Below are 19,690 nucleotides of genomic sequence, written 5' to 3' on the forward strand. Positions count from 1 at the left end.
TTCTAGAAAATACCTTACGATTTTATGACAATTGAATCTTGTTTCTAAAACTAAAACAAGGCTTTGGGATAGGAATAAAATTTTGCAAAGAGAGGCTAAGTAGCTTATTATTGATGCTATTTGTATGGTTTGTAATAATAAAATAATGAAAGTTAGAGGGAGCGATGGTGTTTTGATGAAATGTAAATATTAAGAATATTTTTTATTAATATAAAAGTAATTGAAGGCAAGCTTAGAACAAAAAAGCTTTGAACCTACTTGGTGAAGAACCTATTTCATGCTTTAAAATTTAAAACTATACATTTTGCTAGTACCTTCTATATCAATTGTATTCGTTTTGTGAGGTAAATATTTAAGGTGCTTTCATCCTTTTGAGCATTCAATTGAAATAGACTGTCAGCAGCTAACTAAAAGCAAAGCGCTCACGCAGTAAACTAATATAAATGTGCTTTTGTGTAACTAAGCTTGCGCTCTCACGAGCGTAGCGAGCTAACTAAAAGCGAAGTGATTACGAAGTAATCGACTAACTACTAGATAGTTATAGCTAGATATGAAACAATAAGTAATTAGTTTTTGTTGTTATAACCGCTGATACAGGATCTATAGTGTTTTATTCCATTCGTCCTGCAACAATACACGTTTTTTTGAATCGCTTGACAGTCCCATCGGGGCGGAATATTTCTATCGCCAAGATATGAATGCCAACCCTTGCTTTTTTTCCTTCATTATTGGTACCATCCCATTGCAAGCTGCCCTCTCTAGCCAACAGTTCTCCGTTGATTAAGTTCCGAACCAAACGCCCTGTCGCATCGTATACGTCAATCGTTGCCACATAACCCAAATCATCTACATTGTAATTGATTAATAGGAAGTCCTCATAACCGTCGCCATCGGGAGAAACTGTTTCATTAGGGAGTTGAATTAAGTCGCTCCCATCAATATCATTAGCGTAGAAACTAGAGTTTTGGTAAGCAGGTGTTGCATAACCTACTTTTGTTGCTGCCGAATGCCAATTATTGGGATCATTGGTTGGAGCATCAAAGTCAATACGTTCTAAAGAAACACCATTTTGATCATCAATTAATGGAGAATGATAATCTTCTGAATAATCAAATAGGTCCATTACTTTTGCCAAATAAGCAATTTGTGGGTTGCCTAAACTATCAATACAAGTAGAATCATAGACCGCATATAAAAAGACAGTACCCTCTTTATCGTCATAAGTTGGCAAATCATTTTCAGCAAAGAGTTCTGGGTTAGGGGTATAATATTGTTCTCTTATTTGATCGGCATCTTCTGTAATAACAACATATTCATTAGGAAATACTAGCCAATCTATATCGACAGGACGAGTTTGAACAGAAGATGCAATTGTTGAATTTTTATAGGGAATTGATTGGTTAGAGAGAACGAAGTCGGCTGTATTTAATACTTTATTAGATCTATTGTATAATTCAATAAAATCTTTACCTCCTGTAACAGGATTAAATAGAATTTCATTTAGAATGAAATCACCTTTATTGAGATCTTTAGGAGAAACAGGTAATGCAACACGAGCTGTATTTTTTAACGCAATTGAATTTCCTACACAGTCGGTTACCCTTGAGTTTATTGTTATGATATATGTTTTATTTGAATCTAAATTTCTGTCTAATAAAAGCGTGACACTATTGTATAATGGAGGTTCAATGAACACAGATGTAATGTTGATATTACCATCGTTGAAACTATAATTACTTGCTGTAGCTCCTGCAACGTCAGCGATTGCTTCAGAGAAATAAACTCGGATGCTATCTGGGCTTAAAGGAAATGCTCTTAGCGCATCTGGAGATTGTACATCAGGGGCAGTATTTAACACAGAGTTGGGCGTTGAAGGTGTCCCCCCCAGTAAATTCTCAGATGCTTTCCAATTGTCTGCCGCCTCGCAAGGACGATCAGGGTTAATGCGTTCTAGAGACCATCCCCCATCATCTTTATCCGCATTTTGATACCAAGACAATTCATAAGCAACGGCATCAATCACCTCTCCAGATTGGTCTTGTAAAACCAATTCATCGCTAGTATTTAAATCGGGAAAAGGACTAACAGGCAACACGTGACCAAAAGAAGCAAAACTAACTGTATCGTCACCACTATAAATGGTAACGTATTCACCAGGACCTAAAATAAAGAAAGGTAGTGTTGATGTAACAGAAGAGGCATCTGTGAACGTGAAATTTTCTAAATTAAATGTTTTGTTAGAACGGTTGTATATCTCTACATATTCTTTTTCTGGCAAACCAACAGGAGGGTTAGGGTCCGCCATTATTTCGTTAATAATTAAGTCGTAATGGCTAGCTGCACCAGATTCATAATAAGTCATTGATATGGTGCCAATACCCATACTGTTGCCAACACAGTCCTCCAAATTATTTAAGGTAATAGTGTAAGCAGTTTGATCAACCATATTTGCGCCTAAGGTTAAAACAACTTCATTGTTAGATAAGCAAATTACGGTCACAACAATAGCCCCATTGTCAATGGAATAACTACTGGTTAGGCTTGCTAGGTTTTTATTCAGAGCATCATCAAATTCTATCAATATTTGATTTGGACCATATTGGCGGGTATTGATGACACTTGGAGGTGTATTATCAACCGTATTATCATAAACAGAATTTTGAACCCCAGGAGTACCGCCTGTATTATTGTTAGAAGCAATCCAATTTGCAGATCCCTTGCACAGTAGGTTAGGGTTGATTAATTCAAGTGTCCAGCCACCATCATCTTTATTATTATCTTGATACCAAGTATCATCATATTCCAAACTGTCCAAAGTAGTTCCGTTAGGGTTAATTAGCATTAGTAGTTCTCCACTATTGGTTAGACTTAAGCTATTTATAGGAACAACAGTACCAAATCCACTAAAACTAGCTTGATTAGAAGCTGTACACAAAATTACATATTCTCCTGGTCGTAGGATATGACTTGGAAGAAGGTGATTGCTAGATTCAAACAAGGCATAATTGGCAAGATCAAGTGTTTTGTTACTACGGTTATAAATTTCCACAAATTCCGCATTGGGCAACCCGACTACAGGAGTTGGGTCAGCATGTATTTCTGTGATAATAAGATCTTGGTAACCTGCTAATTGGATTTCGTAGTAATCAAAAGAATCGATTGTATTGGCAAGAATAGTATTTCCAGAACAATCAGCAACATTATTAACGGTTACTATATAATTGGTCAAATCAACCATTGGAGCAGTTAAGGTCAAAAGAACTTCGCTTGGAGGAGAAAAATTGACACTAGAAATAGTCGCATTGCTAATATTATAATTGCCAAGCACATTGGCGTTATTGTCTAAGCCTTCATTAAAGGTAAGAAGAACTTGGGTAGCACTTGTAAAATTAGCATCGACCAACAAGGGACCTTGAGTATCAGGGGTATTATTGTATACCGAGTTTTCTTGCCCAGGCGTTCCTCCTGCTGGGTTGTTAGATGCAATCCAATTAATAGCCCCTTGGCAAATTAAATTAGGATTAATCAATTCAAGCGTCCAGCCTCCATCGTCTTTAACGGCATCTTGGTACCAACTATCATCATAATCAACACTATCAATCGTTTGTCCTAATGCATTTTTAAAGGTGACTAATTCACCTCCATTGGTTAAAGTCAAGGAACCAATATTGAGTGTCGTTCCAAAAGAGCTATAAGCACTAACATTAGCAGATGCTGTTAAGACTACCATAGAATCGGGAAATAACAAAAAGCTAGGCAAGGTCTTATCACTTCCATCATTAAACAACATACCTCCCAAATCAATGATTTTGTTGGAGCGATTTAGCAACTCTACAAATTCTGCATTGGGTAAAGAACCAACGGTAGATGAAGGATCGGCGTGTATTTCGTTGATAATAATATCTTGAAATGCTGCTGCTTGGACATTATAATAAGTGAAATTATCTGTTCCATTAACAATAGCATTGCTATTTAAGTCTTCTACACCATTGATGGTAATGGTATTTTGCAAAGCACTAGTTAATGCACTTGTTGTGAGATGTACCAGCATTAGGTTGTTCGCATCTCTAGTTGCCGTGTTGATAGTAACCCCATTGTTGATGCTATAGTTGGTGGTAAGATTAGCAGAAGTCAAGTCAACAACTTCGTCAAAAAGTACGTCTACTTCTGTTGCAGAAATAACAGTGGTTGAGTTAATACTAGGAGGTGTAATATCAGGAATAATTGTATCTATATAAAAATCGTCAAAGAAATGCTTATTAATAACTGAATTAGCACTAGATTGAACAACTAGAATTCCAAAATAGTTGCTTGTGTTTATAGATGCATCGACTGTACTACCATCTAAAACATATCCATTAGATGGGTTTGAGCCTAAGTCATCATACTCAAGTGTCCAAGTATTAGACGTATTTCTAGTTATTTTTACCTTAAAAGGATTGGATGAAGAATGATTGATTTTTCCATCTGTTCCATCAATAATTTTTGTTTCGACACCATTTATAACACTATATAATGATATTTCGTCATTGGTTCCCCCCAACATTACAAAATATCCATTCATGGTATTATTCAGGTTTAAAGAATCCGACATCAAGTATATTTTAGCAAAATTTACGCTTGATGTACTAAATTGGAAGTCAAAATAAAACTCCCATATTGTATTTGTATATAAATTGGATGGCGTACTTAAATAATAAGTAGCAGGTACTGGACTTTGGGACTGTAGTTGGTTGCTACTATTAACTGTAAATAGAGAAGTTGTTCCAACCCAAGTAGGATTAGCAGAAAAATTGCCATCCGAAAAATCTTCTTGAAGGGTTTGTGCTAGGCTAAGATTATTGATCCAGATAATCAAAAAAAGTAAGAAAATGTATTTCATTATACTATTGTTTGTCTATTATTATTGGCTACTTTCTTTTATAAGCTGGGTTGTCAGTATAAAAAGTATAGGAATAAATTAAACCTATTACCAAGTGTATTTTATAGTCTTCAAATTCTAGTCAATTTAAGTAAAAATAAAGACTCTAAGATTAATTGAAGGTTAAAAGTTTGCGAACTTTACAGAAATCCAGATAATTGTACAAGGCTACCTTTTTATTTTTTTATGCAACCTGATAATAATTCGGGGTTAAAATGTACTGCTTCTCAAAAGTATTCTTCCTATCTTTGTTTTATAAAAAAACATTCTGTGACAACCTTCGGGAGGCAGAAAAACTAAAAAACTAAGCTTGCGCCCTCATGACCAAAGGGAACTAACCTTGCGCTCTCATGAGCGTAGCGAATAATAATCAACGGAGTATTATTGTTTATTACTTATTACTTATTAAAAAAACAGAATCATGAAAGTAGCTGTTGTTGGCGTCACAGGTATGGTGGGCCAAGTTATGTGTCAAGTATTGGAAGAACGCAACTTCCCAATTACAGAGTTTTTACCCGTCGCTTCTGCACGTTCCGTAGGTAAACAGGTGACATTTAAGGGGAAACAGTATAAGGTAATAGGAATGCAAGAGGCAATAGATAAGGCACCTGATTTAGCTATCTTTTCTGCAGGAGGAAGTACTGCAAAAGAATATGCCCCTAAGTTTGCTGCTGTTGGAACTACTGTGGTAGATAATTCTTCGGCATTTAGAATGGATGCCGATAAACCTCTAATCGTGCCTGAAGTAAATCTTCATGTTTTAAAACAGGAGGATAAGATTATTGCCAATCCCAACTGTTCGACCATTCAACTCGTCGTCGCTTTAAAACCTCTGCATGAAACGTACGGCATTGATCGTTTGGTAATATCTACGTATCAATCAATGACTGGCACTGGTGTACAGGCTGTCAAACAATATGAAGAAGAAATGGCAACAGGAACGGCTAGTAATCCTGCTTATCCACACCCCATTTTTCAAAACTGTTTGCCTCATTGCGATGTCTTTTTTGATAATGGCTATACAAGAGAAGAACTAAAACTTGTTAAAGAAACACGCAAGATACTAGAAGATAGTAGTTTAAGAATTACAGCAACAGCTGTTCGAGTTCCTGTACAAGGAGGACATTCTGAAAGTGTGAATGTTAGCTTTCACAAAGATTTTGAAATTACAGAATTAAAAACTATATTAGAAAGTGCAGATGGTCTTGTCGTTGTAGACAATCCTACAAATAATCAATATCCAATGCCATTGGATGCTCAACACAAAGATGACGTTTTTGTAGGAAGAATTCGCCGAGACGAATCGAATGAGAAGACTCTCAATATGTGGGTTGTTGCAGATAACTTGAGAAAAGGTGCTGCTACAAATGCCGTACAGATTGCAGAGTATTTGCTTCACAAAGGATGGCTAACTAATGAAACAAAAACAGCATTAGCTGATTAATAAAGAGTTGGTCTGTTAAAATCAGCGATTATCAACAGACTACTTATGATGAAATATATTATGCTATTCAATGGTTGCTATTAAGTGGAATATGTATTGTATAGCATAAGTTTTGTTCTATGCTCTTTTAATTGAATGAAATGACACCCGAACTAGAGCAAATTCGAGATGAAATAGATGAGCTAAGTGCCTTCAAAGCTGACATTCAGTTTTTGGAGGCATTAGCTAATAATGCCATTTATTGCCTAAGTCAATATCAAAAAAAAGATATTCCTTTCCGTCTTAAGCAGGCTATAGATATTGTTATCACTGATGTTTTAAATACATTAACTAAAGAAGTTGAATGGGCCAAAGAGGAAGTTGATAACGAAGATGCAGAGGAATTTAAAGCCTTATTTCTAAAAGCCAAAAACCAAATCTTAGCCGATATCAATCAATTGTTCTAAGCTTTAATGGTAATGCTTACGACTCTTTAACCTTTCAATCTGAGGTTGCTTTTTTCAATCATTCTATTTGGGAACGTTGCTCTTAATTAGAGATTAGAAAACTTTGTATTTCTTCTACTAATTGAGGAGGGTATCCCATGCCCTAAAGTCACATACCTATCCCTTCCTTTTTTAAGATTAACCTCGACTATTTTTTTACTATATGATGGTATCGTGACAGATGAAATTAGCCATGAATGGAGTCTTTTTTATAGAGTTGAAAGTCCTGAACTTAGCAGAAGTTAGTGGAGTGGATTTATATTTGAATAAAAAATAAAAAAATATTTTTCATTTTTTTTGTTCGTTTGATGTGTTTTTAATAGTATGTTAATCAATTAATTGTGTTTGATTGGGGGTTGTTGCTGTTTCGACATATTTTTTAAAAAGGTATAAAAATATTTTCTAAAAATAGGGGAGCTTTTGTGGACCTAACGACTATAAGGTAAAATAGCACATCAACTAGCTATTGTTCTTATTAAACTTGTGAAAATAGAATATTATGCCAATCAGTATTCCTGTTATAACGAAAGTAAAACCAGCCCAATTAAATCCATTAAAGAGTGGTCAACGACAAATTGCAACCGATAGAAAAGGTGCTATGATGTTGGCGGAATTGCGAGGTAATTTAGATGTTATCTCTAAATCAATTAGAGCCGCAGAAAGTGACCCAGAAGCCGATCCAATAGGTTCTTCCATTTCTAGTCTAATTGTACTAGATTGTAAAACAATTGCCGATCCCAATCCTTCTGATTACTGCGTGTTTTTTCCTGAAGCAAAAGCAGGGTCGTTCAAAAATACATTTAAAGAAATTGATAAAGTTGTCAAAAAGGGAGACAAACAAATTGCAACTTGTCAGGTTGTGTTTAATGGCAAAAAAGAAGGAGAAAACTTAATCTTGGGTATTGAAGTACTTTCTGCTTGTAAGATGAAATTAATGCCTGTAACAAAATGGCTCAATAAATTAGGCAAGCCTTATGGGGTTAAGTTCGAAGCAGGAGCAGCTACCGTTACAACCAATGAAACTGCCCCTAGTCCTGAAACAGCAACAACAGAAAGCCCCAAAAAAACAATCCTAGACCAATTGGTAGAGCGTTTGGAGGCTGTAGAAGCAAGTCATATCAATAATCCTAGTCCTGATACCTTACAAACATGGAAAGGCTTGTTAGGAAAGTTTAAAAAAGTAACCATTCAGCGCCCAGATGATAGTTTGATACAGCAAACATTTCAGGAATGGTTAGCCAAATTTAAAGCAGCTCAAAGTGGCAATCAGGAACAAACAAACAACAATGTACCACAGGAGGACGATGAAGCAACAATGGCTTTGAGAGCAAAAGTACAAGAGTTGGAAGACCGTCTGAATGCGGCAAAAGCCAACAGTTCTCTTAATCTAGAAGAATTGGTTAATGAATATAGCTTCTTGATGGGAACATGCCAGCAAATTGCCGCAACACCGAATTATAAAGCAATTTTTAAGAGAGTAGGCGATTTGAAAAAGCAATTCTCTAGCGTGTTGGATGGAGCAACAGCTGAAATTATGAATAATCAAGAGCTGAAAAAAGAGCTGATGCGCCAAATTAAAGAAGCGGCCAAAGTTGGGGCAGAATTCAAAAATGAAGCAGAGCGCTTGTGGGAGGAATTCCGTGACTATACCAAGACAATTGCTTCTCCATTAGAGGCTAGAGCAGCGTTAGAAAAAGTAGATAAAAAGATACAGGCGTTTCAGAAAAAAGTAGAAGAACGTTCTAGAGGTTTGATTCTGTTATCTAAAAAAGCAGGTGTTGGAAATGCGACTAAAATTTCAGAGCACATGACGGCTGTACGTAGTAAAGCTACCAAAATGAAAAATGCCATACAAGCACAACTTAAAGAAGCGGATAAAACCATCCAAATTATAGAAAAATTGATGGAGGAATTTAACAAGACATTTGATGCTTCTATCCAAGCAAAAGTTGTTCAAGCGATCAATGATTTTAGAAAAATTACCTTTGAAATTTAATTCAATTATCCAATTTATTCACAAAAATAATTAGCAGACAAGCACTGCTGTTAACGATAAAAAATATAAAATTATGCCTTTTGATTTAGCAGAAAATAACATGAGAACCTGTAGAAGGGTCGTAAATGCAATAGATAATCACTCTATTTTTGTAACCTACCCCACTGTAAATGACTTTATTTCTAGACAAAATGATCTTGTACAATTGGCAAGTTCGGAAGCAATTCTTATCTCTAAGTACAATGGAATAAAATATTATAGAGATTGGTTGATAGAGAATATAGCTGGCAAAATTGATGCAGGGGCTGTCCAAAAAGGAAATAATGATTTGGAGTATACGACTAACATCACCAATGCCTTAGGAAATCATCCCAAGCCTGTCGACGAAGGAAATCCAGTGGTAGGGGCAGCTATAAATTTGTTGGTTGCTGAGATTAAGCAAAAAGCAGCTAATATAGAAGCTGAAAATAGAGCCGATGCCTTGGCTCGTTTCCAAGACTATGTTATTGCTGAAATGAATCGAGCATATGCTGGTGATTATGCCTCAGGGCAAGAGGAGGCAACAATGGAGGAAATGTATAATATTGATGCACCAGCTGCACTAGGAGCGTTTGCAGACCAGTATGATACCGCTAGCTTTCTTAATGCAATGAAGGAGAAATTTGGAGAGGATGCTAAGGCAATAGATGGTTTACATAAAAGACAAATGAGGGAGCTATTGAGCGATGGAATTACCAAAACTCCTTTTTGGCAAGGCTTTCCTAGTGATTATGATTTGTTGGCAGGAGATGGTTTATCCGACAAGAAAAAGGTGGAGCAAGTGCTTTTAAAAGGAAAAGCCGACCCAATTGAATTTGCCTTAAATAAAATTAGAACCAATCCAGTTGGATATGGAATTGAAATGGAGACAGGAGAAAAGACGGTTCAATTGGAGGGCGTTAATAATGATATCGCTAATAAGGGAATCATTTTGCCCGAAGATGTGATTCGGATAAGCTTTCATAATATAGAAGGAGATATTAGAGACAGTTTGCAAGCATTTATAGATATAATCGTTGCGAATAGTGCTGATGTACAGGATTTGCTCAATGCTCCCAATTATCAAACGTTAAAGAATGGCTTAGATGATTTTGCCCCCGAAATGCAAACGTTTATATGGATAACTTGGAGTCAAAAAAATTATGAACTACTAATTAATAACATTAAGGGAATTAAATTGCCTCCAAAAAATAATTACACTTATGACAATACGGGGCATGTGATTATTAACTTGGTTGATGAAGTTCATAAATTAGGATTGCACCCCTCGGTACATGATGAAGCTGCCATGAAGTATTTGTTAGATCATGGTGTTAGAACCTTGCCTACACAAGATGATACGGATGTAATTAATATTGCAAAATTTGTAGTAACAGAGCGATATGCTGATTTTTGTGCTGCTAAAAACATTGAAGGTAAGGCAGTAGCCATTGCCAAAACATCAGCTTTATTGGCGACTGTCAATAGTATTGTAAGAGCAGTTAAGGGATCAGAGGGAAAACTAAATGATGCCTTAAATGCAGAACCAAACAATGCGGAGGAAGCATTGGATGCTGCTAAAGATGGCTTTATTGAACTATTTAGTATTGGAGATGTACTTGCAGATTTTGCTTTAACTGTTACTGGTCTTAATATTGCCAGTGCTGTTGCTACTATTCCAGGTTTTGTTAACGAAGCCAAAAAAGCAATGGATTTGCGTCAAGAAGCGAAAACGGAAATGAATAAGTGGACAGAGGAGCTGGAGAAACTAAATACTGCAATGGAAAACGATGCGAATGTTCATGCTGTTAATTTGCAAAACAAAGTAGATTACGAGTCAAAGATTTTTGCTTTAGGAGTTGTCTTAACTAAAAAGCTACGCCAATTTATTTGGGATATTGTTGAAATCCTAAAAAGAGTGTTGGCTATTTGTTCTACAATCCTAAAAATAACAGGTGTTGGAGCAGTTGTAGGGTTCTCTTTAGACCTTATTAAAACTACTATCAATGCCATTCAGCAATCTTACTTTTTGGGTAGAGCGATTTACAAAAAAAGAAAAGGAACCAAAGGACTTGACCGTCGTGCTGCTGCCGATCAATTTGTAAAGGATTGTTTTGTTGGGGGAGAGCGTTATGCCGCTGAAATTATCGTTAAGACAGGTGCTAATTCAAAGGTTAGCAACGAAAATATGAAGGCGATTACAGATCCAGATGCTTTTTTACTTCAGATAACCGAAATGTCGCATAATAGCCCTCAAGAGTTGGCTGCTTGTAAAAGCGTCATTCTTACAGATCTATTTAAGGCTTTGTCATCAAAACCAACAGCGACCCTTAGCCGCCTACTATTCCCAGGTTCAGGATTTATTAAGAGTTTTGCCTAATAGAACATAGCTAGTATCTATTGGTGAGGCTATGGAGATGCCTATTGCTCCATAGCCTTTTTTTATACCATTTAAGCGATCAGTTATTGTCTAGCTTTTACTTTTTCTATAAATTTTTTTAGGCGCTTAGCATCTTTAGGAGGGCATTGATTAGATGTTTTAACATTCAGTGATTTTAAGTTGTTTAGTTGCTCTAGCTCTTTGGGAAAATTAGTGATAGGGTTGCCCATAAACCAATATTCTAAAGCACTCAATTCACCAATACAAAGTGGCACATTCGTTTCGGCTATTGATAATGTCAATCGTTTGAGTTTTTGTAGTTTTCTAAGTTCTTTAGGAAGTGTGATAACATTGATTAGAAATAACTTTAACTCTTTTAGATGCGTTAAGTTTCCGATTAAAGCGCTCAGTTTTCGGATTCGATAAGCGGTTAAATCTAATTTTTCAAGCTGAGTATTTTGAAAGATAGAATAAGGTATTTTAGTGCTGCCTTCAATGTTGAGGATCATATGTTTAAATCCTTTCAGTTTTAAGTAGTCTTCTTCTTTGAATCGATGTCCTTTTAAGCGAATCGTGCTAACTTCTTTTGAAATTTCCTCAACAGCAGGTGGTATGTGTTCTAAATACAATCCATTGACCAAACGATTGTGTGGCTTAAATTCCAATTCTTCGTAACGATTGATATAATCTCGAATGACACAAATAGAAACTTTAGAAGACATCAGGCAAAGTCCTTGTGCTTGAGTTTTTCCAGAAGCTCGATAAGTTGCATAAGCCAATAGATCCAAATCCCATCCACTAGAGCGTGCTAATTCTCTTAAGAATTGTGTGATTTTTTTATCTTCTTTAATTCTATAAGCTTGTTTTTGTAATAGCTTTTGAGTTTCGATGGACAAATGTTGAGTCAGGTATCGATTAAAAATAAGTGTTGCCTTTTTTCGGATAGAATTATTGGTATGAAAAAGCATTAGAGCTACAATTTCTTCAACCAAATGAGGAGGCATTCCTCCAAGTTCCATCATTTGGAGCGCAATTTCTAGGTTTTCTATGGCAGGGTTTTGCAACAACTCTTGCAGGTTTTGAGTAACCTCTGGCATTTGATATTGGAGATAAGGAGTCTCCTTTAAATCCCAAACCATTTGTTCTACAATGACCTTTTCTTGATAAGGAATGACTTGCTCTAACTGTTTTCCTGGTTTTTCGCCTAGAACAATAAAGTCAGTGGAAGGACCAATTTTTTTATCCAAAATAGCGCCAGTATCCTCCAACCATGCAGTGTACTCGCTTCGCTTAACCGTCAATTTGCCTACAATAGCCAAGCGTTTTTTATACAAAGTTTTAGGAGTGTTTAGAGGATATTTGTACAAGTATTCTAATACCATTTTACGATATTGACTAGTATTTGCATGTAGTGCAGTATATAGAATTGTTGGAGCAACCTCTTGAACAGCCGAGAATTTTTTTTGAAAGAGCCAACACAAGCTTTTGATTGCTTGGGGATGTACTTGATTTTTATATAATAAGGTAGAACGCTTCTTGCAGAGAGCAGCAAAAAACTTATCAAAATAGTATACGTCAGGATTTTTTCTGCCGTAGGAATACCTCAATGACATTTTGCTAGGAAGTGCATAAGAAACCAACTTAGGGAGCTGCATTAATGTATCTAAAATGATTTTATTATCTAGAAGCGTATTATACGACAGATCAATTTTTTTTAAGTGAGGGAGTTCTAAATGGCTAGGGAATTTTTCTAAAATATTATTAGAAAGATCTAATTCTTCCAACTGTTTCATTTGATGGATGATTGCTGGCAAAGACTTTAGCCGAGCAGATTGGAGACGAAGCACTTTTAAGTTTTTTAATTGAGGCAACCAATCTGGGAGCGTGCTAAGGTTGCTAGTACCTATTTCTAATTCTTCTAGATTAGTTAGTACTTGTAACCAACTAGGAAGTTCTACATAGTCGGTATGTCCCAATGTTAAGCCTGTTAAGGTTTTTAATTTTTGGGGAATAAATTCTTCATTGTAGCTGATGTGCAAATGTGTTGTTACATCTATATTGCGAATAAATTCTTTATAGGAATAAGCTGTTTTTTTCATCACTTAAGAGATTGAATAGGTTTTGAGGACTAGTGAGGATAAAAAATGAGGCTTTTTAATGTGAGAAATTTTGGACAATTACTTAAACAGTTTAAAATATCATTGGTTATTAGAGCCATTCAACTTTTTCTTGAATAGGTGTTCGTTTGGCTGTTTGCGAAGGGAGTTGGTGATACCCCATAAACAAAAAGCCTAGACAGCGTTGGCGTTCTGTCAAGTTTAGAAACGTTCGACAAGCCGAAGACTTAATAGTAGCAGGAGAACTCCAATAAGCTCCAATTCCATAGGCACTAGCGCTAAGCCAAATATTCTGAACAGCCATGGCTGTTGCAGCAATTTCTTCCCATTCAGGTACCCTTTCCTGAGCGTCACGCTCCATACAAATTGCAATGACATGTGAAGATTGTCTGGGTTTTTGAGCTGTTTTTTTGTATTTCATTTCTGAAAAATTGTCCTTAGATGCATTTTCTTTATAAAGCCCTGCCAGCAAATCTCCTAATGCGCCTAATTTTTCTCCAGTAATTACCTTAAACCTCCATGGTTCTGTCAGTCGATGGGTTGGGGCATGGTTGGCATTTTCCAATAGTTCTTCTATTATAGGTGAAGGAATTTTTTTATCAGTATAAGAATGTGGAAAAATAGCTCGCCTAGAACGAATGATTTGAGTACTAAGAGTACCTCTTTCTAATATTGTATTTGAATTCATGTATTTTGTTTTTGAAGTTTCAGTAATTATTGAAACTTTTGTAAGTTTATGATCGTTATCATAATATAGCATATAGATGCTTCACACAATAAGCTGCTAATTCTATCTGTTTTTTACTTGGTATTTTTTGTTTTTTATAAAAGAATATCAAGCATTATCTACTAATAAAGGTTATTTAAGTAAATTTTGTATGAGCAATAAAAATGACCGTTAACGGAGATTAGACAATGATTTCTGCGCAGCTTTGCGTCCGAACTAGCTTGGCGAAGCATGCAAGCTAGTTCAGCAAACAAGCAGCAAAAATCATCTAATCGTAGTGTTGGGTCTTGATTTTGCTTCTTTTATCAAGAAAAGAAGGACAGAGGAGTAAACTATTCCCTACTGTTAAAAACCAAAAGATATAGTAACTATTCCCATAACTTTTTACATGCATAACCTTTAATACTCTAAAGTTAATAATTTTTAATAGACTATAGTAATGAAAATAACGAACATCCACAAAAGAGTAATTCCTCAATCACAAGAAGAACTAGGTGCGTTATTGTTGACTTTGGCAACAAAGGAGGATAAAATTTGGCCCACCCAGCATTGGCCTAGTATGAAATTAGATAGAGGACTTGAACAAGGATCTAAAGGTGGACATGGTCCGATTGGTTATGTGGTGCAAAAATACATCCCTAATCAATTGATTCAGTTTCAATTTTTAAATCCTAAAAATTTTGTAGGCATACACAAATTTGAAATAAAGGCATTAACAGTAGATCAAAGTCAAATCATACACACCATAGACATGGAGGCAAAAGGTACTGGGATGTTTACTTGGTTGGTAGGAATACGTTGGCTACACGATGCTTTAATCGAAGATGCTTTTGATCAAATTGAAAACCAGTTTTCAACCCAACAAAAGAAAACAAAATGGAATTGGTGGGTGAAAACACTTCGGTTTTTTCTAAAGTAAACTATTGCTACAAGGATAAAATAATAAAACAATGAACCAACCAACCAAACAAACGTACCAAAACGATTTAATTATTCAGAGTGTTTTTTATTTGCCGATGATGGCACTATACCCCATTGGTTTTGTAGAAATAGAAGTATTTATTATAGGCGCACTACTTCAATTTTTTGTCGGAGTCACTCAAGTCTTAAGTGGGGCATTTCACAGCATACGTTATAGAGACGATACCCACAAGCGTTACTTTTTACTGGCAGTAGGGTACTTGCTGTTTTTATTTATAGGAGGTACTTTGTTAGAGTACTTGGATGTTTATTTAGGTATTTTAGATAAGGTCTTCATTATTTTATTTCTTTTTATTATTCCAGTAGGTATTGCTACTTGGTATTATCGTTTGACATGGTTGGCTTATAAGAATGCCGATGTGTTCATGGATGGAAGCAGACAAAGCGGGGCTTTTCGGGAGGATGTGTTAGATGATGTTATGTTATAAGTTTTATAGAGCAACATAATTTTGTAAAGCTTTATGATTGTGATTTATACACTTAATAATCCTATAAGCTAGGTGTATAGACCTTTTCTTATAATTCTTTGAATGCAATGATAGGGGGAAATAGACAAAAAGTAACCAATAAATTGTAAGACAGTAGATCCTTTTTTTTAATATAAAACTCTTTAAGCTAGACAGTTTAAAGAGTTTTGTTATATTAGAGAACTACCAAACATGAAATCATACTTTATGACGCGATACGATATTATACTCTACGGTGCGACGGGATTTACAGGGCAACGAGCTGCTGCTTATTTGCAAGAACACGCACCTATGTCCGTTCGTTGGGCAATAGCAGGAAGGAATGAAAAGAAATTATTAAACCTGAAAAGAGAACTTAATTTAAATGTTGATGCCTTGGTAGCCGATGCGACAAATGAAGAGGACATAGACATTCTGGTTCAGCAAACCCAAGTGCTGATGACCACAGTAGGTCCTTATGCGTTGTATGGAAGTGAACTGGTACGGCATTGTGCTAAATATGGCGTTCATTATGTAGATATTACGGGAGAATCTCCTTGGGTACGAGATATGTTAGAAGAGCATGGAGAAATTGCCCAGGCAACCAAAGCCAAGATTATCCCATTTTGTGGATTTGATAGCATTCCTGCTGATTTAGGTGTTTGGTTTTTGCAAAAATATATGCGTGAGACTTGGCAATCCGAATTGGTAGAAGCCAAAGCGTATTATACTTTAGCGGGTGGAGGCTTAAATGGAGGGACATTATTATCTGCTTTAAATATGCTTGAAAAAGGAGAAGAGAAGCGTTTGGCAAATCCCAAGTTATTAACCAAAGATTTAAAACATCGCCATTTCATTCCTAAAATAAGAAACAGAAAGAAAAATCACTATGCCAAGGAAATTGATAAGTGGGTATACCCATTTTTTATGGCAGAAATCAATACCAAAGTTGTTTATCGTAGCATCGCTTTAGCTGCTGAATACAACCTACCACATCCCAATCAATTTATTTATCAAGAATACCATGCGATTGGCAAACGGATACCTGCTTTGATGGGAACCGTTGGAATGGCTTCTTTTGGCATTTTGGGACAATTTAAACCTTTCCGATCATTGGTTAAAAAACTAGGTCCTAGTTCTGGGGAAGGTCCCAAGGAAACAGATATAGAAGAAGGTTTTTTTAAATTGCGTATTGTTGGAGAGGACAATCAAGGTCATCGTGCGATGATGACTCTGAAATACAATGGTGACGCAGGGAATAAGGCTACGATTTGTTTTTTGTGTGAATCGGCTCTAGCCTTGTCCTTAGATATAGAGCGATTGCCTAATTATAGTGGCTTTTTAACCCCAACCATAGCATTTGATAGTATTTTGCTAGAGCGGTTGATTGCTGCTGGATTGGAAATTAGCTGTGAGACAATTTAAGAAGTGCAATGAGGGTGAAAAATTTATTACAATCTTTAGGTCCAGGCTTGCTATTTGCAGGCGCAGCGGTTGGCGTTTCTCATTTGGTGTATTCTACTAGGGCAGGAGCTAACTATGGCTTTGGATTGATTTGGCTAGTTTTGGTTGCCAATTTATTTAAATATCCTTTTTTTGAGTTTGGACCAAGGTATGCGACTGCTACGGGAGAGAGTTTGTTAAAAGGTTACCAGCGATTAGGAAATTGGGTTTTGGTAATTTTTGTATTAATTACTTTAGGGACAATGTTTACCGTTCAGGCTGCGGTAACTATTGTAACTGCAAGTCTAGCTGCACACTTGTTTGGAGGAGGAAGTTTAATGTTATGGGTAGGAGGCTTATTGCTGATTTGCTCGACCTTATTACTAATAGGGCGGTATAATTTGTTGGATAACTTGATGAAAATAATTATTACAACCCTCACACTACTTACCCTAATAACCGTATTTATTGCCTTTTATAACAGGCAACATCCGATTGACTGGACGCAACAATTTCCAATAGAAGGAATAGGCTTGACGTTTGTAATTGCGTTTATGGGATGGATGCCAGCCCCAATGGATTTGTCTGTGTGGCACTCTTTATGGGCATTAGAAAAGCGAAAAAGTGCCAGCAACGGTTTTGACTTAAAAAAATCCCTTTTTGATTTTAATGTAGGTTATATAGGCACAACTGTCCTAGCATTTTTCTTTGTGGCATTAGGTGCTTTGGTGATGTATCGATCAGGAACAGAATTTTCTCCTAAGGGCGCTGTTTTTGCCAAACAACTCATTGATTTATACGTAACAACTTTAGGAAGTGGGGTTGGACTTTTTATAGGAATAGCAGCTTTTATTACCATGTTTAGTACAACGATTACTTGTTTAGATGCTTTGCCACGATCAATGGCAAGAGCACATAGTCTCTTAGCCAATACAACCTCAACATTGAAAATAGAAAAAGCAACTGCTGCATCTTCAATAGAGGTGATCGACACAATCCTAGATAATGAAACAGGAAGCTCAGAAGCCACTCCAACACAAAATATATTGGAGACTCCTAGGAGATATTATCTAGGTTGGCTCTTGGTTTTGGTTCTAGGGTCTTTGGTTATTTTGAATGTATTTTTGACCAATATGGCAGCTTTTTTAATGGTTGCGACTACCTTATCTTTTTTGACAGCCCCCTTTTTTGCTATTGTCAACTACCTACTAGTATTTCGTTATCTACCTAAAACAGAGCAACCTTCTATAGGCATAAAAGTATTGAGTTGGTTAGGAATTGCGTATTTATTCGTATTTTGTGCTATCTATATTTGGAGTTTGTTGTAAAACTTCAGAAATAACTTCATTGAAGCTGTGTTGTCCATGAAACGATTTGTTTATATATTGATATTTTTGTTGGGAATAATTGATTTGTATGGTCAGTCTCGAACAGACCTCGAAAAGAAACGCCAATCTGTTAATCAACAAATTGATAAAACAAATCGCCTGTTAAATCAAACTGCTAACAATAAAAAAGCAACCTTTAAGAAACTAAACGCTTTAGAAGAGCAAATAGGAACACGAGAAGCCTTTATTCAAGAAGTTTCTTATCGAGTGGCATTCTTGGATACCATGATTGATCGCAAAATGACTGTTGTAGAGGAACTAGATCATGATTTGGAGGTGCTAAAAGAAAACTATAAAAAACTTATTCGCCAGTTATATCGTTATAAAATTAGTAAGAATATAATCGCATTTTTTTTGTCTGCGAAAAGTTTTAATCAAGCTTATCAACGTTGGATTTATGTGCAGCGACTAGAGCGATACCGAAGTGTTCAAGCAACCTTTATAAAAAAAGTACAAGCTGATTTAGGACAACGAATCAATCAATTAGAGACTCAAAAAGCAGAGAAAAATGAGTTGTTGCAAAAAGAATTAGAACAAAAGGAACTGCTTCATCAAGAAAAAAGAAATAAGGCTTATCTAATTACCAAACTAAAAAAACAAGAAGGAAAGCTCCGTGCCGATCTAAAACGAAAGAAACGTTATAAAACACAATTGAGTAAGAAAATAGAAAAGGCAATTCTTCAACAAATTGCTGCGGCTAAAGAAGCAGCTAGGAAGTACAAACAAAACAAGACCTTGGCAAATGCCAAAACTTCTAAAACTCCTATTCTAAAACCAAATCATATAGAAAGTGCAGCCAGCAAAGTTTTTGCTCAACAAAAAGGCAAACTAATGTGGCCTATTTATCAAGGCAAAATTATTGGTTATTATGGACAACATCAACATCCTGTTTTTCAAGATGTTTTGATCAATAATAATGGGGTAGACATAGAAGGGCAATACAATTCTGTGGTTCGAAATGTGCACGAGGGACAAGTGGTTAGCATCTTTACTATTCCTGGATACCAAAATGCTGTCATGGTCAAACATGGGGATTATTATACTGCATATTCCAATGTTGCAAAAGTATACGTCAAACAAGGGCAGTACTTAAAAAAAGGAGGGCAAATTGGGACAATTGGTCGAAATAGTAATGGCAAAGGGCATTTACTACACTTTGAAATTTGGCACAATAAATACAAAGAAAATCCAATGAAGTGGCTTAAGAAATAGGTGTAAGTGTTGTTTTTGGGACGATAAGTATTGGTAAGAAGAATAGTAGAAATGAATAAGGTAATCCTATCTTAGGTTATGTACGAGTACTATCAATTTAATATTTCGTTGATTTTGGACAAAAAAAATGGG

Annotated in this window: 12 protein-coding genes; 9 read left to right on the forward strand and 3 right to left on the reverse strand. The window is 35.9% G+C overall.

Annotated elements, in window-relative coordinates; genetic code table 11:
* Window positions 1-610: 610 nt before the first annotated feature.
* Window positions 611-4,882, reverse strand: a complete 4,272-nt coding sequence (locus CG11_RS16445; RefSeq protein ID WP_052597895.1) for a lamin tail domain-containing protein — start codon at window positions 4,880-4,882, stop codon at window positions 611-613.
* A gap of 460 nt (window positions 4,883-5,342) precedes the next feature.
* On the opposite strand from CG11_RS16445, the gene CG11_RS16450 reads away from it, so the two are divergent.
* From CG11_RS16450 to CG11_RS16465, 4 genes are all read left to right on the forward strand, one after another.
* Window positions 5,343-6,365, forward strand: coding sequence for an aspartate-semialdehyde dehydrogenase (locus tag CG11_RS16450; RefSeq protein ID WP_052597896.1), 1,023 nt, complete (start codon window positions 5,343-5,345; stop codon window positions 6,363-6,365).
* 140 nt (window positions 6,366-6,505) lie between these two features.
* Entirely contained in the window at window positions 6,506-6,811 is a 306-nt protein-coding gene (locus CG11_RS16455) for a hypothetical protein (protein WP_156039804.1), read from the forward strand.
* A gap of 538 nt (window positions 6,812-7,349) precedes the next feature.
* The gene (locus CG11_RS16460; protein WP_052597898.1) at window positions 7,350-8,846 is read left to right on the forward strand and encodes a hypothetical protein; all 1,497 of its coding nucleotides are present in this window, start codon (window positions 7,350-7,352) and stop codon (window positions 8,844-8,846) included.
* Window positions 8,847-8,919: 73 nt separating this feature from the next.
* Window positions 8,920-11,244, forward strand: coding sequence for a hypothetical protein (locus tag CG11_RS16465; RefSeq protein WP_052597899.1), 2,325 nt, complete (start codon window positions 8,920-8,922; stop codon window positions 11,242-11,244).
* 83 nt (window positions 11,245-11,327) lie between these two features.
* Here the strand turns inward: CG11_RS16465 and CG11_RS16470 are convergent, their stop codons facing one another.
* The gene (locus tag CG11_RS16470; RefSeq protein ID WP_052597900.1) at window positions 11,328-13,343 is read right to left on the reverse strand and encodes a leucine-rich repeat domain-containing protein; all 2,016 of its coding nucleotides are present in this window, start codon (window positions 13,341-13,343) and stop codon (window positions 11,328-11,330) included.
* Between the two features lie 109 nt (window positions 13,344-13,452).
* Window positions 13,453-14,049 carry a nitroreductase gene (locus CG11_RS16475; RefSeq protein WP_052597901.1) on the reverse strand — a complete coding sequence of 199 codons (597 nt, stop codon included), beginning with the start codon at window positions 14,047-14,049 and terminating at the stop codon, window positions 13,453-13,455.
* Window positions 14,050-14,527: 478 nt separating this feature from the next.
* Here CG11_RS16475 and CG11_RS16480 point away from each other — a divergent pair, with 478 nt between their 5' ends.
* The 5 genes from CG11_RS16480 to CG11_RS16500 all read left to right on the forward strand — a co-directional run bounded on the left by CG11_RS16480 (window position 14,528) and on the right by CG11_RS16500 (window position 19,558).
* The gene (locus tag CG11_RS16480) at window positions 14,528-15,007 is read left to right on the forward strand and encodes a hypothetical protein (protein WP_052597902.1); all 480 of its coding nucleotides are present in this window, start codon (window positions 14,528-14,530) and stop codon (window positions 15,005-15,007) included.
* A 31-nt stretch (window positions 15,008-15,038) separates the two neighbouring features.
* Window positions 15,039-15,497 (forward strand): hypothetical protein, encoded by a 459-nt coding sequence (locus CG11_RS16485; RefSeq protein WP_052597903.1) that lies wholly within the window; start codon window positions 15,039-15,041, stop codon window positions 15,495-15,497.
* 231 nt (window positions 15,498-15,728) lie between these two features.
* Entirely contained in the window at window positions 15,729-16,940 is a 1,212-nt protein-coding gene (locus tag CG11_RS16490) for a trans-acting enoyl reductase family protein (protein WP_081909575.1), read from the forward strand.
* 8 nt (window positions 16,941-16,948) lie between these two features.
* Window positions 16,949-18,286, forward strand: a complete 1,338-nt coding sequence (locus CG11_RS16495; RefSeq protein WP_052597905.1) for an Nramp family divalent metal transporter — start codon at window positions 16,949-16,951, stop codon at window positions 18,284-18,286.
* A gap of 36 nt (window positions 18,287-18,322) precedes the next feature.
* The gene (locus tag CG11_RS16500; RefSeq protein WP_052597906.1) at window positions 18,323-19,558 is read left to right on the forward strand and encodes a murein hydrolase activator EnvC; all 1,236 of its coding nucleotides are present in this window, start codon (window positions 18,323-18,325) and stop codon (window positions 19,556-19,558) included.
* Window positions 19,559-19,690: the final 132 nt, after the last annotated feature.

Source organism: Aureispira sp. CCB-QB1, from assembly GCF_000724545.1.
Lineage (GTDB): Bacteria > Bacteroidota > Bacteroidia > Chitinophagales > Saprospiraceae > Aureispira.